General features: G+C 57.4%; 12 protein-coding genes. 11 read left to right on the plus strand and 1 reads right to left on the minus strand.

All coding sequences use genetic code 11. The annotated features are described in order from the left end of the window. Positions 1-220 precede the first annotated feature (220 nt). From ACUVSA_RS12715 to mltA, 7 genes are all read left to right on the plus strand, one after another. Positions 221-535 carry a hypothetical protein gene (locus ACUVSA_RS12715; protein WP_445895107.1) on the plus strand — a complete coding sequence of 105 codons (315 nt, stop codon included), beginning with the start codon at positions 221-223 and terminating at the stop codon, positions 533-535. A gap of 430 nt (positions 536-965) precedes the next feature. After that, complete coding sequence (gene panC / locus ACUVSA_RS12720; RefSeq protein ID WP_445895108.1) at positions 966-1,811, plus strand: pantoate--beta-alanine ligase; 846 nt, start codon at positions 966-968, stop codon at positions 1,809-1,811. A gap of 31 nt (positions 1,812-1,842) precedes the next feature. Continuing rightward, the gene (gene panD / locus ACUVSA_RS12725; RefSeq protein WP_445892136.1) at positions 1,843-2,220 is read left to right on the plus strand and encodes an aspartate 1-decarboxylase; all 378 of its coding nucleotides are present in this window, start codon (positions 1,843-1,845) and stop codon (positions 2,218-2,220) included. Next, positions 2,208-2,927 carry a DUF502 domain-containing protein gene (locus ACUVSA_RS12730; protein WP_445895109.1) on the plus strand — a complete coding sequence of 240 codons (720 nt, stop codon included), beginning with the start codon at positions 2,208-2,210 and terminating at the stop codon, positions 2,925-2,927. Before panD ends, ACUVSA_RS12730 begins: the two co-directional genes overlap by 13 nt. Next, positions 2,918-4,099: a methionine adenosyltransferase gene (metK, locus tag ACUVSA_RS12735; protein WP_445892138.1), complete on the plus strand. Its 1,182-nt coding sequence runs from the start codon at positions 2,918-2,920 to the stop codon at positions 4,097-4,099. The genes ACUVSA_RS12730 and metK overlap by 10 nt, the downstream gene beginning before the upstream one ends. Positions 4,100-4,150: 51 nt before the next feature. After that, positions 4,151-5,407 carry an adenosylhomocysteinase gene (ahcY, locus tag ACUVSA_RS12740; RefSeq protein WP_445895110.1) on the plus strand — a complete coding sequence of 419 codons (1,257 nt, stop codon included), beginning with the start codon at positions 4,151-4,153 and terminating at the stop codon, positions 5,405-5,407. 37 nt (positions 5,408-5,444) lie between these two features. Continuing rightward, on the plus strand, positions 5,445-6,677 hold the full coding sequence (gene mltA / locus ACUVSA_RS12745; protein WP_445895111.1) for a murein transglycosylase A: 1,233 nt from the start codon (positions 5,445-5,447) through the stop codon (positions 6,675-6,677). Between the two features lie 274 nt (positions 6,678-6,951). On the opposite strand, the gene ACUVSA_RS12750 is transcribed toward mltA, so the two are convergent. Then, complete coding sequence (locus tag ACUVSA_RS12750; RefSeq protein ID WP_445895112.1) at positions 6,952-7,260, minus strand: hypothetical protein; 309 nt, start codon at positions 7,258-7,260, stop codon at positions 6,952-6,954. Positions 7,261-7,459: 199 nt separating this feature from the next. Here ACUVSA_RS12750 and ACUVSA_RS12755 point away from each other — a divergent pair, with 199 nt between their 5' ends. The 4 genes from ACUVSA_RS12755 to ACUVSA_RS12770 all read left to right on the plus strand — a co-directional run bounded on the left by ACUVSA_RS12755 (position 7,460) and on the right by ACUVSA_RS12770 (position 13,814). Continuing rightward, on the plus strand, positions 7,460-9,010 hold the full coding sequence (locus tag ACUVSA_RS12755; protein WP_445895113.1) for a DEAD/DEAH box helicase: 1,551 nt from the start codon (positions 7,460-7,462) through the stop codon (positions 9,008-9,010). Between the two features lie 418 nt (positions 9,011-9,428). Next, entirely contained in the window at positions 9,429-10,304 is an 876-nt protein-coding gene (locus ACUVSA_RS12760; protein ID WP_445895114.1) for a hypothetical protein, read from the plus strand. A gap of 122 nt (positions 10,305-10,426) precedes the next feature. Next, complete coding sequence (locus ACUVSA_RS12765) at positions 10,427-10,624, plus strand: hypothetical protein (RefSeq protein ID WP_445895115.1); 198 nt, start codon at positions 10,427-10,429, stop codon at positions 10,622-10,624. Between the two features lie 484 nt (positions 10,625-11,108). Continuing rightward, the gene (locus tag ACUVSA_RS12770) at positions 11,109-13,814 is read left to right on the plus strand and encodes a M16 family metallopeptidase (protein ID WP_445895116.1); all 2,706 of its coding nucleotides are present in this window, start codon (positions 11,109-11,111) and stop codon (positions 13,812-13,814) included. Positions 13,815-14,045 lie beyond the last annotated feature (231 nt).

Consider the following 14,045-nt stretch of genomic DNA (forward strand, 5'->3'; position numbering starts at 1 on the left):
GATGAACCGCAGGCGGACGGCCTTGTCACCCTAGGGTTTGGAAATTAGGCTAAGGAAAGATTCGCTTTTTCAGAGGACAAGCCCCGCCGTCCACCGGTGCAAACCAAGGTGGGGTGACCGAGACAAAAGAGCGCATTGGGTCCGGCGGGAAAGGAGATAGAGTTTGAGGGAAAAGGACGCAGCCTTGAGGAAACCTTTCGAAGACCCCGAACCGCAGCCGATGCGGGATGCTTTTGTAATCAACGAGATCCAGTTGTTGCTGGCGGAAAAAAGAACCTCCCTGGCTTTCCTGCGCACGGGCATCGCCGTCATTGCCCTGCCTTTGAGTCTCGTGAGTTTTCTTATCGCCACCTCCGAGCATTATCGCGTGCTACGGGTCTGGCCGTTGCTGACACCTCTGCTCCTAGCCTGTCTGGCTCTTATGGCCTTCGGAGTTTACTTGATCCACTCCGCTGTGGTGAAAATCCGCCATGCAGACCGTATTATTCAGAGGCTCAAGGAAAACAACGCGCTCATCGCTCAGTTTATCCAATAGTGTCCCTAGGTGCTCAGGACATTGGGGCCAGCTCTCACCCCGGCGGTACCTGCGACGGAAATGTCTTCAGGGGCTTGGAGGGATGGGCTTATTCGTTTCATGCCGCCCGCCATCGGGGCGGGTCTTGTCATGTTTTGAGAGGCAAGGTTCTTACATGCTCACCGTGCAAGGCCATACGGTCAAGCCTGCGGGGGAGGGAAAGATTCCAAGGGTATCCGTCGTTGTTGACATTGCGGGCTGAGCTTGATAGGGAAGCTGCGGCATCGTGGGGATGCCGGTACCGCCGCTTGGATCCGTAAAGGACCGAGACGGATGCGGCCGACGAAGGGCATCACTGGATTAAGGCAAGGGTTGTTTTTTGAGCCTTCTGGGCAGCGGTCTCGAGGGCTTTTTTTGTGAACAGCCCGTAGAGCCGAAGAAAGGAGAAGCCATGCGCGTCATCGACACCGTTAGCGAGATGCAGCAGCAGGCGAACCTGTGGCGCCGTGAAGGACTGATCATCGGGTTCGTGCCCACCATGGGATACCTTCACGAAGGCCATCTGGCTCTGATGCGCTGCGCCAAGGAAAGAAGCGATCGAGTGGTGGTTAGTGTGTTTGTGAACCCCACCCAGTTTGCTCCGGGAGAAGACTTTGAACGCTACCCTCGAGACCTGGACCGGGACCTTGGTCTCATGGCATCGGTGGGTGTGGACGTGGTCTTTGCCCCTTCGGTCGAAGATATGTATCCGGAGGGGTATCAGACGTACGTGGAAGTCGAAAAGGTCACCCGTCCCTTGTGTGGCGCCAAACGCCCCGGGCATTTTCGCGGGGTCACCACGGTGGTCGCCAAGCTTTTTCACATTGTCAAGCCGCATGTGGCGGTTTTCGGCGAAAAGGATTACCAACAGCTGTTGACCATTCGACGCATGGTTCGAGATTTGGCCATGGACGTGAAGATTGTCGGGCACTCCATTGTGAGGGAACCCGACGGGTTGGCCATGAGCAGCCGCAACGTGTACCTGTCACCGGAAGAGCGCACGCAGGCGCGCCTTTTGTCTCAAGCCTTGGCGGAAGCCGCTCGGCTGGTGCAGGCTGGTGAACGCGACGGGTCGGTGCTGGTTTCGGCCGTTCAAAGGATTCTGGCGCAAGGGCCGAGCATTCGCATCGATTATGCCGAATTGCGGGATGCCGAGACCCTGGAAGAGATGGTGGCGCTGGATCGCCCGGGCGTGCTGGCTCTGGCGGCCTACGTGGGGGGAGCGCGCCTCATCGACAACGCCGTGCTGCACCCTTAGACCCTTGGCCATGTTGTGAGGAGGACCTGCCATGCGTCGTACCATGATGAAATCCAAGTTGCATCGTGCCCGCGTGACCGATGCCAATCTGGATTACGAGGGAAGCCTGACCATCGATGCGCAGCTCATGGAATTGGGCGACATTCTGCCCTATGAACAGGTGAGGGTCTATAACGTGAGCACGGGAGCGCGGTTTGAGACCTATGCCATTGAGGGGTCTCGAGGGACTGGGGACATTTGTTTGAACGGGGCCGCGGCTCGCATGGGTGCTCCGGGAGATTTGATTATTATCGTCACTTATGCCGATTATGAAGAGGAAGAAGCCAGAAGGCACACACCGCGCGTGGTCCTTTTGGATGAACGCAACAAACCCAAGAAGCCGGAGCTAGTGCAGAGTTGTCGTCCCTGAAAGGATTGAGACATCGCATTCGAGGCTATTTTATCACGGGACTGCTGGCCGTGGTCCCGCTTTCTTTTACCATTTACGTCATCAGCATTGTTCTTCGAAACTCGGATAAGATTTTCAATCTGCTCCCCGAGGCCTACAACCCAAAACGATGGATTCCCTTTCCCCTTCCGGGGCTGGGCATTGTGGTGGTGGTGCTTGTCGTTTTCACGACTGGGTTGCTGGTCAAGAACTACGTGGGAAGCCGCATCATGGAGTTTGGAGAGAAAATTGTCTATCGAATTCCCTTGGTGCGCCCCATCTATTCGGCCGTTAAGCAACTGCTGGTGGCGATTTTCACCGAAAAGGGCGAAGGCTTTGAAAGGGTCGTCCTGATCGAATATCCCCGTAGGGGGATTTACGCCCTGGGGTTCGTCACGGGAGTAGCGCGGGGTGAGGTGCAAGAAATGACCGCGCAGCGGGTGCTCAATGTTTTTTTGCCCACCACGCCCAACCCGACGTCGGGTTTTTATCTTTTGGTGCCGGAAACGGATGTCATTCCTCTGAAAATCTCCGTAGAGGACGCCTTCAAGTTGATCATCTCTGGAGGACTTGTCAGCTCACAAGAAGGGCTGGTGTGGAATGGTGCCGCCCGGACCTTGACCCCACCAGGCGAGGCGGCGGCACAGACCGCCATCGACCATAGGAAGGGAGAAAAAAAATGTCCATGAGTCGTTATCTCTTTACGTCGGAATCGGTGACCGAAGGTCATCCTGACAAGGTGGCCGATCGGATTTCCGATTCCATTCTCGACGCCATTATCGCGGAAGACAAGGGCGCTCGCGTGGCGTGCGAGACCCTTGTGACCACAGGGCTGGCCTTCATCGCCGGGGAAATCACCACCTCCGCGTGGGTGGACATGCCGCAGATCGTCAGGGAATGCATCCGCGATATCGGCTATAATGACTCATCTATGGGTTTCGATTGGGAAACCTGTGCGGTCATTTCCTCCATCGACAAGCAGTCGCCGGACATCGCCATGGGCGTCAACGAAGGCGAAGGCCTTTTTGACGAACAAGGAGCGGGAGACCAAGGGCTCATGTTTGGCTACGCCTGCAACGAAACCCCCGTGCTCATGCCCATGCCCATCTACTATGCCCATCGCATTACGCGAAAGCTGGCGGAAGTGCGCAAGAACGGCATTTTGGAATGGCTGCGCCCCGACGGCAAGAGCCAGGTGACCATCGAATACAATAACCACAAGCCCGTGCGGATCGACACGGTGGTCGTGGCGGCCCAGCACTCGCCCGATGTGACTTACAAGACCATCCAGGAAGGGATCATCGAGGAAGTTATTCGAAAGGTCTTGCCGGCGGAGCTTCTCGATGACAAGACGCGCTATTTTATCAACAGCACCGGCCGGTTTGTCATCGGAGGCCCCATGGGCGATTGCGGCATGACGGGTCGAAAAATCATCGTGGATACCTACGGCGGCCAAGGCAGCCACGGCGGCGGGTGCTTTTCCGGAAAAGACCCCACCAAGGTGGACCGAAGCGCCTCCTATATGGCGAGATACGTGGCCAAAAACATCGTGGCCGCCGGCTTGTGCGATCGCGTGGAAGTCCAGGTGGCTTATAGTATCGGGGTGGCGGAACCCGTGTCCTTGATGGTGGACAGCCACGGCACGTCCAAGATCCCCCCGGACGAACTTGCCAAGATTGTCCGGGAAGTGTTCAGCTTCAAACCCGCCAACATGATTCGGGACCTGAAGCTGCTTCGCCCAATCTACAAGAAGACTTCCTGCTACGGTCACTTTGGCCGTAACGATCCCGATTTCACTTGGGAAAAAACCGATATGGTGGATGTTCTTTTGGAGAGGGCAGGGCGTTTCGGCGCTTCGTAATGAATGAAGCCCTGGGCCGGCGACAGGCCGTGGCCCAGTTGAGGAGAAGGCATGGACTATCATGTGAAAGAGGCGTCTCTTGCGGAAAAAGGGCAGCTGCGCATCGAGTGGGCGGCTCGATCCATGCCCGTCCTGCGTTCCATTCGGGAACGCTTCGCTAAAGAAAAACCATTGCAAGGCTTGCGCGTGTCGGCGTGTCTGCATGTGACCACGGAAACTGCGGCCCTGGCGCAAACCTTGAAAACCGGCGGGGCCGAGGTGCGTTTATGTGCCTCCAACCCTTTGAGCACCCAGGACGACGTGGCAGCGTCCCTGGTGGTGCACGACGGCATTGCCGTTTTTGCCATCAAGGGGGAAGACACCGACACCTATTACCGACACATTCATCAAGCTTTGGCCCACGCACCGCAGATCACCATGGACGACGGCGCCGACCTGGTAACCACGCTGCATGCGGACAAAAGGGACTTGTTGCGCGGCATTCTTGGAGGCACCGAGGAGACGACGACCGGGGTGATCCGTCTGCGGAGCATGGCGGACCAAGGCGTGTTGGGCTATCCCATCATCGCCGTCAATGACGCCAAGACCAAGCACCTATTTGATAACCGTTATGGCACGGGACAAAGCACCATTGACGGCATCATTCGGGCCACCAACCGGCTGCTGGCGGGATCCACCTTTGTGGTCAGCGGCTACGGATGGTGCGGCCGCGGCGTGGCCATGCGTGCGGCCGGCATGGGGGCCAAGGTGGTCATCACGGAGGTGGATCCGCTGCGGGCCCTGGAAGCCGTCATGGACGGCTACCAGGTCATGCCCATGGCGGAAGCGGCCCGTATCGGGGACTTCTTTTGTACGCTGACGGGAGACATTCACGTCATTCGCCGTGAACACTTTGAGGTCATGAAGGACGGCGCCATTGTGGCCAATTCCGGCCATTTCAATGTGGAGCTGGATTTGGAGGCGCTGGCGGCCATGGCGGTGGCCAAGAGGCCGGTGCGGGACTTTGTGGACGAGTACCGACTTCTCGACGGCCGATGCCTCTATGTGCTGGGTGAAGGGCGATTGGTGAATCTGGCGGCGGCGGAAGGTCATCCTTCCAGCGTCATGGACATGAGTTTTGCCAACCAGGCGCTGTGCGTGGAACACTTGGCCAAGCATGCTCAAACGCTGGAAAACAAGGTCTACGGCGTGCCCGAAGCCATCGACCGGGAAATCGCGCGCCTTAAATTGAAAAGTATGGGGGTGACTATCGACCAACTGACCGATGAACAAAAAAAGTACCTCCATTCGTGGGAAATGGGAACATGACAGCTGCACTGCGCAAAGCCCATGGGCGAGGGCTGCCGTGAACAGGGGCAGAAGGGCTCAAAACCTGTGGGCCGGGCTGCTGTGGGTGCTGGTAGGGCTTGTGGCGGTGGGGGGATGCGGTCTTTGGAAGCATCGGCCCAAACCCCCCGAGCGCTTCGTGAAGGTGGCACCGAAGAAGATCCCTCGAGTCACCGACGACCTTTTCGAAGAAGGGCTGGAAAGGGCTCTGGAACAGTCTCTGGTGTACCTGCACCGGGTCTGTGACTTTCGAACCCTGGAATTGAACGGCCGCCCGGTTAGTAAAGAAAGGGTGCGCGATACGGTGCAACTTTTTCTGGAGCGCCTTCGGCAGGGGCGCTTGAATGAGCGCACGCTGGCCCAGGAGTTTGACTGGTACACCCCCAAGGCCGCCGCCAAGACGGAGCCCGCGATGCTCATCACCGGCTATTATGAGCCTATTCTTTCGGCCCGTCGGCAGCCCGACGAAAAGTACCGGTATCCCATTTATGAGCCGCCCCCGGACCTGGTTCGCGTGGCTTTGGAGCGCTTTCCATTCGTCAAGCTGGATCCAGGGGGTGTGCGAACCCTAGTGGGGCGGGTGGAAGGGCGGCTGCTGGTGCCCTATTATTCCCGAAAAGAGATCGACGGGGATGGCGCCTTACAGGCCAAAGGCACCGCCTTGGCGTGGCTGGCCAATCCCTTTGACGCCTTTACCTTGCATATTCAAGGCTCAGGGCTGCTGCAGTTTGAGGACGGATCCCTGCAGCGAGTGGGCTATGCGGCCTCCAACGGCCATCCCTATGTCAGTGTGGGCAAGGTGCTGATGGAGGAAGGAGCCATTCCCAGGGAAGAGATGTCCCTGCAGAGGCTTCGGGAGTACTTTGCCGCGCACCCGGAAAGGACGGCGGAACTGCTGGGGCGCAACCCCAGCTACATCTTTTTTCGATGGGTGGAGGAAGGCCCCGTGGGGAGTTTGAACGTGCCGCTCACAGCGGGCCGATCCGTCGCCCTGGACGGCGAAATCTACCCCAAAGCGCTTGTGGGCTTTCTTCAGGGAACGCTGCCGGACCCGCGGGACAACGCCACCATGAACACCAAACCCCTGTCTCGATGGGTGGTGCACCAGGACAGCGGGGGCGCCATTCGAGGACCTCACCGATTAGACCTCTTTTGCGGTACGGGACCGAGCGCGGAGCGGGTGGCGGGGCACCTCAAGGCGCCCGGCACCTTTTACGTGCTGCTGAAAAAGGAACCGCCGCCTTCACACTAAGCACGTGTCCCGAAAGGGGTTCTTGGCTCTCCCACGAGGGCTGCTTTTCCCGATGGGGGATGCGCGTTCTTTCATCCGGTGAAGCGCCTCGAGGCGCGATCAGACGCTGTGGCGTGCACCCCTGCCTCAGGCGCTTTTCTTGTGCACGCAGTGGGGAGCTTCTCTGAGGACACTTTGTGCAGGAGCGGCGCTAGCCGTGATGCCTTACTAAGCCTTACGGCGCTTCGACAGCCTTATGGCGAAAGGGCGGGGTCCAACCGTTCTCTGACGGGCTCTAGGCTCTCGGGTTGGCGTGGTCCGCCAGTTTGAGGAAAAGAAGGAGCATTTCGTCAAAGCATCGACATAGTGCTCGAGCGGCTTCCATGGCCTCGGGGTCGGCTTCGCCCTCGGAAAGGTGCTCAAACAAAACCTGTTGCGCGGCGCGAAACCGGTCCGTGGCCCGTTCCGAAAAGACCAATAGATGCCGCAAAAGCAGGTCAAAGTCCAGGTCGTGAGCCAGCTCGTCCAACTGACGGCGTTTGGTGTCGTAATCTTTGGCCAAAGAAACCAGTTCTTTCAGGGCGGACGGTCCGGAATGTGTCATGGACGCTCTCCGTGCAAGGAATGGTCAAAAGGTAGAGTTTTTGCGGGTGACACCGGCGTTCACCGTGACTAGAGTACAACAAAATCTATGACCGGAGTCACACGAATTTCCTGACGCGACTCGGCTTTGCAAGATCACAGTTTTCTGGTATGTGACTCCAGGCATTCCATTGACATCACAAGGAGCTTCAAGCTGGAAAATGAGAAAAATTCCCTCTTACCGCTATGTTGACGAAGGTTACCGGGGTTACCGTGACCTCCATGAGGCTGGGGAAAATCCCATGGCGGCGAAGCTTCTCAAGATTCACGTGGCCGAGCAGATCCGATTTCCCGCAGGCGATGTGTCGCCGCAGGTCTTGCGCAGGATACAGGACCGGCTCGTTTTTACCAATCCGGAATATGAGCAGAGGCACTTACGAGGGGAGTGGATCGGGGGCATCCCCCCCCAGATTCATTGCCTGCGCAAAGTGGGCTCCAGTTATGTGGCCCCTCGGGGTTTTTTGGATCAGCTCTTGGAACTGTGCCGTAAGTTTCAGCAGCCGTACAAGATTTTTGACAATCGGCGGTTGTTGCAATCGGTGCCCATGGAATTTCACGGCCAATTGAAGGAGTACCAGCTCCACGCAGCGGAAGAGATTCTTGAGCGGGATGCGGCGACGCTTCGTGGCGGCTACAAGAGTGGTAAAACGGTCATTGCCCTTTATGTCATCGCCCAGCGCAGGCAGCCCACCTTGGTGCTCATTCCACGCAAGGACCTTTTGGAGGGGTGGCTCACCAAGATCGTCAATTTCCTGCGAATTCCTTTGGACGAGATCGGTTTATTTGTGCAGGGACTGCACAAGATGGGGGATCGCATCACCGTGGCCCACACGGCGGAGATGATGAAGGTGTGGCGAAGAGTCAAGGACCACGTGGGCTTTGTGGTGCTGGACGAATGTCAAAGAAGCCCCGCCAAGGTGCTCACGCAGCTGATCCCTAACTTCGACAGCCGCTACCTGCTCGGGCTGTGCAACGCCACGCAGCGCTACGATCTGCTGTCCCGATTCGTCTATTTGTATATGGGCGATGTGGTCTACACGATCAATGAACAAGATGCGCGGGAAGGCCGAGGTATTCTTCGAGCCCATGTGGTGGCGCGGGCCACCGCCTTTGATTATCCATACCGGAGTCGGGAAGATTACGGCCCTATGTTGCAGGCTCTGATGGGCGACGAAAACCGCACCCGCATGATCGCCGACGATATTGAAGCCGAGCTGCAGGCGGCGAAAGGTCCTCTTGTGGTGGTTTCCGGGGGAGAAGAGCAGAACACGGCGCTGCAGGCGGAGCTGTATCAAAGGGGCATTGCAGTCTTCATTCCTGCGTGCCGATGGGAAGAAGCCAAGGAGGACCTGGAGGAGATGGGTGAGGCGGACGGGAACAGAGTCTGCGCGTGCCTGGACGGCTTTCCTCAAGGGCCGGCCGTGGTGCTCCTCAAAGCCGAAGACCTTTTGCAGTGCTATCGGCACGTGGCGACGGAGGTGCTGTTCCTGGCCGTGCCGCTATTTTTTAAGAAAAGTGTGACCCAGGCCTTGCGTGCGCTGCTGACGCAGTCCGGCGCATACGGTGGCAACGGCTCGGCCGGCGAATCCAACGGCCGGCGCGTCAGAATCTATGACTATGTGGATCTGAAAATCGGCCTCTTTGAAAACTATTTCCGTATGCGCAGCTACAACTACGGCGTCCATCCCGACGTGTTGCTCAGTGGCAACTGAGGGCGCCGGGCCGAACCGCATAAGCTGAGAGCTCGTCCGAAAACGCCGATTTCAGCCGATGCGGCCTTATTCATCATTGCAATTCCCAGACGGTCGATGGGCGAAAACGGGTTCTCGGACAAGCTCCTTAGAGGAGTGAGTCCGAGAACTCAATTATGACGGTTGGCGACCGAGCAATTTCGATAAGTTGCAAGGTCGCATTAGACCAAAATCGGTGTTCTCGGACAAGCCCCTAAGAGCTTCTTCGAAACCTCTTTTCTTACGATTTGCCGTCTTGCAATTCCAATGATTAACAACGCTGCCTTGGATCAAATGCGCTATTCTCGAACAGGTTCCTCAAAGCTCTCAAACCCTATGCGGGGTGCCCTTTGGGGTGCGGAAGTCTTCAAAAAATGCAGGCCACCGAGAGTGATGTGCCGTGGCGGAAATGTGGAACAATTCCTTGACGTGCGCCGAGAGGCCCAACGTGTCCTTTGTGGCGCTGGCTTCTTTTCTTAAGGACGATTCTCGAGTACTGACTTTGGGTGTGCGACCGACGCTGGGAGATTATTCTCCGGAGGAGAGGCGGCGGCTTCGACAAGCCCTCTGCGTGCTTTTCCCCACGGTGCGGTTTGCCGATGTTCTAGAGGCGGGCGGCTGCCGATGCTTTCCTTCGGCGGTCACGTATCGGTACCAGCGGTGGCGCCCACTTCAATGGACCCTTGCGGCCTTTTTGAACCTTCCCAGGGTACAAACCCGCCTGTATTACGGGCAAAAAGCAAAGCGGGATATCCGTTCACGGTTTTCTCCTCCTTTTCGTGTCATGGGACCTCGCTCCGGCAAGGATGCCATGGTCTTGGTAGAATCCTGGCGGGACTGGCCCGCCGCGGCTGCATCGTTGAGGCATCCGTGGCTTGTGATGGATTGGGTGCCTTACCGATGGCGGGAAGACGTTTGGGTGGCCTGTGGCATGGTCGTGGCCCAAAGAACCGGGATGTGGAACGGTGCGAACGAGCCGCAATGGGGCCCGTGGGTTGCGGTTTTTCGGACCGACCCGAATGAAGCACTCCTCCGGCACAGCCTCTGGGTGTGCCGATCGGCGCACATCGAGGAAGCCGTCCTTTCCTGGGGCCGCCTCGATGGCAGCCCGAATGTCTTTTTCGAAGGAGTGCACAAGCCCCCGCCGTTTTTGACTGTCGGTGAAGCAAAACATGATCGGCACCGCATCGCCTTTTCGGCGTTGCTTCAAAACATGCCCAACGTTCTTGAACCACCGTTGCCAGAGGAAGGTTTCACGCGGCGAGAAGAAGCTTGACTTCGTGGTGTGAGAATGTTCATCAAGGCCTTGGAGAAGCGGCAAACAATGGGTCTTCACGCAGCAGCGCAAGCGCATCGTGCAAAGCAAACGGTCGGCTGAGAGGTCAAAAGCAATGACAAATGATATGGGAAAAGGAATACGAAAAATCGGCTCACATGGCCCAACGCCATTTTCGAAAAGACGTTGCCGGGTTTCGTGAGAGAAGGCGACTGGAACTGGAAGACCTTCTGCGCACGGAGCAGAAAAAACCCGAAGATATGCGAGATGAGGCTAAGATCCGCTGGATTCTTGAAGAATTGCAAAGAACTGATGGATAACTCACCTACGACCCTGCTCCTTGCGAAGATACCGGCCTGCCTTTTGGGACTTTTGGAACGCTGTCATCCATATCCCAGCCATGATTCCATGAGTGGTTCACGGGCAGAGATGTGACCTGATGTGCCGAAGGCGAGCAAAACGTCGGCGAAAAAGTGCGTGCGGCTTTGGATCAGGAAGCGTAGGTTTGGGGCCGGAAAAAGCAGCGGGTCATAGGCCGTCCATCCTTGAGGAGTGGAACTAATGGGGCAAAAGGCATTTCTCGGCGAAGCTTTCGGCGTTAGGCTTGAACAAGGGATGGATGGGCTCTTTGGCCGCAAACGAAATCACCGATTTGCGGTTTGCCAAGGGAAAGTTTTGGATGCGTCTTTGATGGCACGGATTATGCCGCTTCGGTTTCGCGGAAGGCATCTTCTGGAGCCCCGAAGCTCCAAAGAAAGCCTTCTCGCTAGCGCCCGTAGTTGTCTCGTTTTTGGAATCCGCTTCGTGGCGGCGTTGTGGCTTGTGGGGTTGGCTGCGTGGGTCCCGACCCCGAAGGCCGTGGCGTCCTCGGCGCCGGAATCTTTTGTGGATCGCAGGCTTCCATCGCAGGGTGAAGACGTATTTGTCGTTTTGCGCAATGGTTTGACCGTGCTTATTCGCCCTCGTGACGACACCGATGTGGTGGCGACCATGGTCTTCGTTCGCGCCGGATCCATTTTTGAAGGAGAAAAAATGGGTGCCGGGTTGTCCCATTATTTGGAACATGTGGTGTCCGGAGGGACCACCGCATCATTTACGGAACAAGAGGCTCGAGACCGGCTGGAGAAGCTGGGTGGGGCCACCAACGCTTATACGAGCCACGATCGAACGGTTTATTACATCACTACCAGCACGGCGCACTGGCGCGCAGCTCTGGATCTACTCTTGTCGTACGTGACCGAATGCACTTTAGACGCCTCGCAGGTAATTCGCGAAAAAGCCGTGATTCAGCAGGAATTCAAGATGGGGGAAAACGACCCGCATAGAGAGCTTTGGAAGCTCTTCATGAAAACCGCTTACGCCGTCCATCCTGTGCGGCATCCGGTCATCGGGTATGAGGACCTTTTTGTGCAGACAACCCGCGATGACCTGCTCCAGTACTACAAAGCCCGATACCAGCCCCAGAACATGGTGCTGGCGGTGGTCGGGCGCGTGGAACCTCAGGAAGTGATCGCCTTTGTGGCGGAAAAGACGGGGGGCGCAGAGCGCACGCACTGGACTGTGGACGGACTTCCTTTGGAACCGGCTCCCATCGGATCCCGATGGGCGGAAAAAAGCCTTCCCCTGGCGCAATTGGTGCAAGCCATGGTGGGATTTCGTTCGGTGGCTTTGAGTCATGAGGACCTTTACGCTTTGGATGTTTTGGGCATTGTTTTGGGCGAAGGCCGCACCAGCCGCCTGCACCAGAGGCTCAAAGAGCGGGATCAAAGCGTGCTTCAGGTGCAAGCCTTCAATTGGACGCCGGCCTTTGTGCCTGGACAGTTCGTGGTGTCCATGACCCTTGCCCCTCAACACTGGCCGAAGGCGCTCGAGGCGCTCAAAGATGAGATTCGAAAAGTGCAGGAGGAAGGGGTCAAAGAGGCGGAATTGGAAAAGGCCAAAAAGAAAGTGATCGCCTCGCATGTCTTTGGCAAGGAAACCACACAGGCAATGGCCGCTTCCTTGGGTTCTTCTTACATGGACACGGGGGATCCCTACTTTGAGGACCGGTATGCCGAAAACATTCGGCGCGTGCGCAAAGAAGACGTGATTCGTGTGGCGCGGCGTTATTTGGTGGAATCGGCCATGACGGTGGCTGCCGTTGTGCCGCAGGGCACATCGAGCCCATCCGAGTCGGCAACAACAGCCTTGGGGGCTGCGGCCGTGGGGCCCCCTGCATCCGCGACCCGGCGCCTCACTTTGAACAACGGCTTACGCGTGCTGCTCAAGGAAGATCACCGATTTCCTTTTGTCACGCTGCAACTTTACGGGATTGGCGGTGTGCTTCTGGAAAACCCCGAAGAAGAAGGCTGTGCGGCCATGACGGCCTCCCTGCTCACAGCCGGAACCCGAAGGCGTAGCAAGCTGGAAATCGCTCAGGCCTTGGAATCGGTGGGGGGAAGCCTTGCCACCGGATCCCAGCACAACACCTATTTCGTGGCCGCCAAGGTGCTCAAAGACGACCTCTCCCTGGCCGTGGACGTCATGGCCGATGTGGTGCTTCATCCCATATTCCCTTTGTCGGAAGTGGAGAAAAAGAAGCAAGAAACCCTTTTGGCCATCCAGAAGCAGGATGAAAACTGGCAAACGGAACTGGTGCGTCTGTTTAAGAAAAATTATTTTCAGGACCACCCATACCGCCACGATGTACTGGGCACAGAGGCTACCGTCCAACGCATCACCAGGGAAATCCTGCAGCGTTTCTACGCCAAAATGGTCGTGCCGCAGCGGGCCGTCCTGGCGATTTACGGGGACTTTGATGCGCAGCGGGTGATCCCGCTGATCAAAAAGGCTTTTGGGCCCTGGCCTTCGAGCGGACCTTCCGCCATGCCCATGGTCAAGGCACAAGCCTTGGCTTTTGAGGGGATGCGCGTGGTGGAAAAAACCAGCGACAAGACATCCCTGGGGCTTTTTGTGGGTACTCGGGGCCTCGATCTCGAGGATCCTCGCGTCGTGGTTCTGGATGTGGTGGACGCCGTCCTCTCCGGTATCGGGTACCCTGGAGGGCGGTTGCACAACGCCTTGCGGGGCGGAGAAAAGGACCTGGTGTACGTGGTGCACGCCTTTCCCTTCAATGGGTATCGTGCGGGATACTTCGGCGTGATCACGCAAACCACGTTGAAGAACGCGCAGCAGGTGGAATCCGTTGTTCATGAACATTTAGACCGCCTCATGGAGGAACCCATCGGTGAAGAAGAACTGCAGCGGGCCAAGGACATGGTCATCACCATGCATCTACTGGGTTTGGAAAGTTTGGAAGCCCAGGCGCAAAGCGCGGCGGTCAACGAGCTGCTGGGCCTGGGCTACGATTATGCCTCGCGCTACCCGGACCTAGTACGTTCGGTGACGGCCAACGACGTGCAAGCGCTTGCCCGCGAGCTGCTCAAGGACCGATTGGTGGTCCGCACGGTTCCCGAAAATCCTGTGGAAGTCCTTCCGGAGCCCATGCCCTCTCCGTCGCATGTGCGCTAGAAGCGTGCCCGACAAGGGGGCAGCCGCGTCTTAGCCCAAGTCTGTCAGCTTTGGAGGCTCAAATTAACTCAACGTTCCCACTGTGCTACCGTCCCCACACGATGTTCATTTGACGTGTCAGAAAAACAGACTCCCATAAGAGCACCACGTACTTTTACCACGGAGAAAAGATCATTTTTTACGATCTCACCAACACCTACTTTGAGGGCAATCCCCGTGCCCCAGAAGCCC

The organism is Desulfosoma sp. (genome assembly GCF_052743555.1).

Coding starts and splice junctions, on each gene's coding strand:
- ACUVSA_RS12750 (WP_445895112.1), bottom strand. CDS start 7,260: ATGACACATTCCGGACCGTCCGCCCTGAAAGAACTGGTTTCTTTGGCC.
- ahcY (WP_445895110.1), top strand. CDS start 4,151: ATGGACTATCATGTGAAAGAGGCGTCTCTTGCGGAAAAAGGGCAGCTG.
- panC (WP_445895108.1), top strand. CDS start 966: ATGCGCGTCATCGACACCGTTAGCGAGATGCAGCAGCAGGCGAACCTG.
- ACUVSA_RS12755 (WP_445895113.1), top strand. CDS start 7,460: ATGAGAAAAATTCCCTCTTACCGCTATGTTGACGAAGGTTACCGGGGT.
- metK (WP_445892138.1), top strand. CDS start 2,918: ATGTCCATGAGTCGTTATCTCTTTACGTCGGAATCGGTGACCGAAGGT.
- panD (WP_445892136.1), top strand. CDS start 1,843: ATGCGTCGTACCATGATGAAATCCAAGTTGCATCGTGCCCGCGTGACC.
- ACUVSA_RS12715 (WP_445895107.1), top strand. CDS start 221: ATGCGGGATGCTTTTGTAATCAACGAGATCCAGTTGTTGCTGGCGGAA.
- ACUVSA_RS12765 (WP_445895115.1), top strand. CDS start 10,427: ATGATATGGGAAAAGGAATACGAAAAATCGGCTCACATGGCCCAACGC.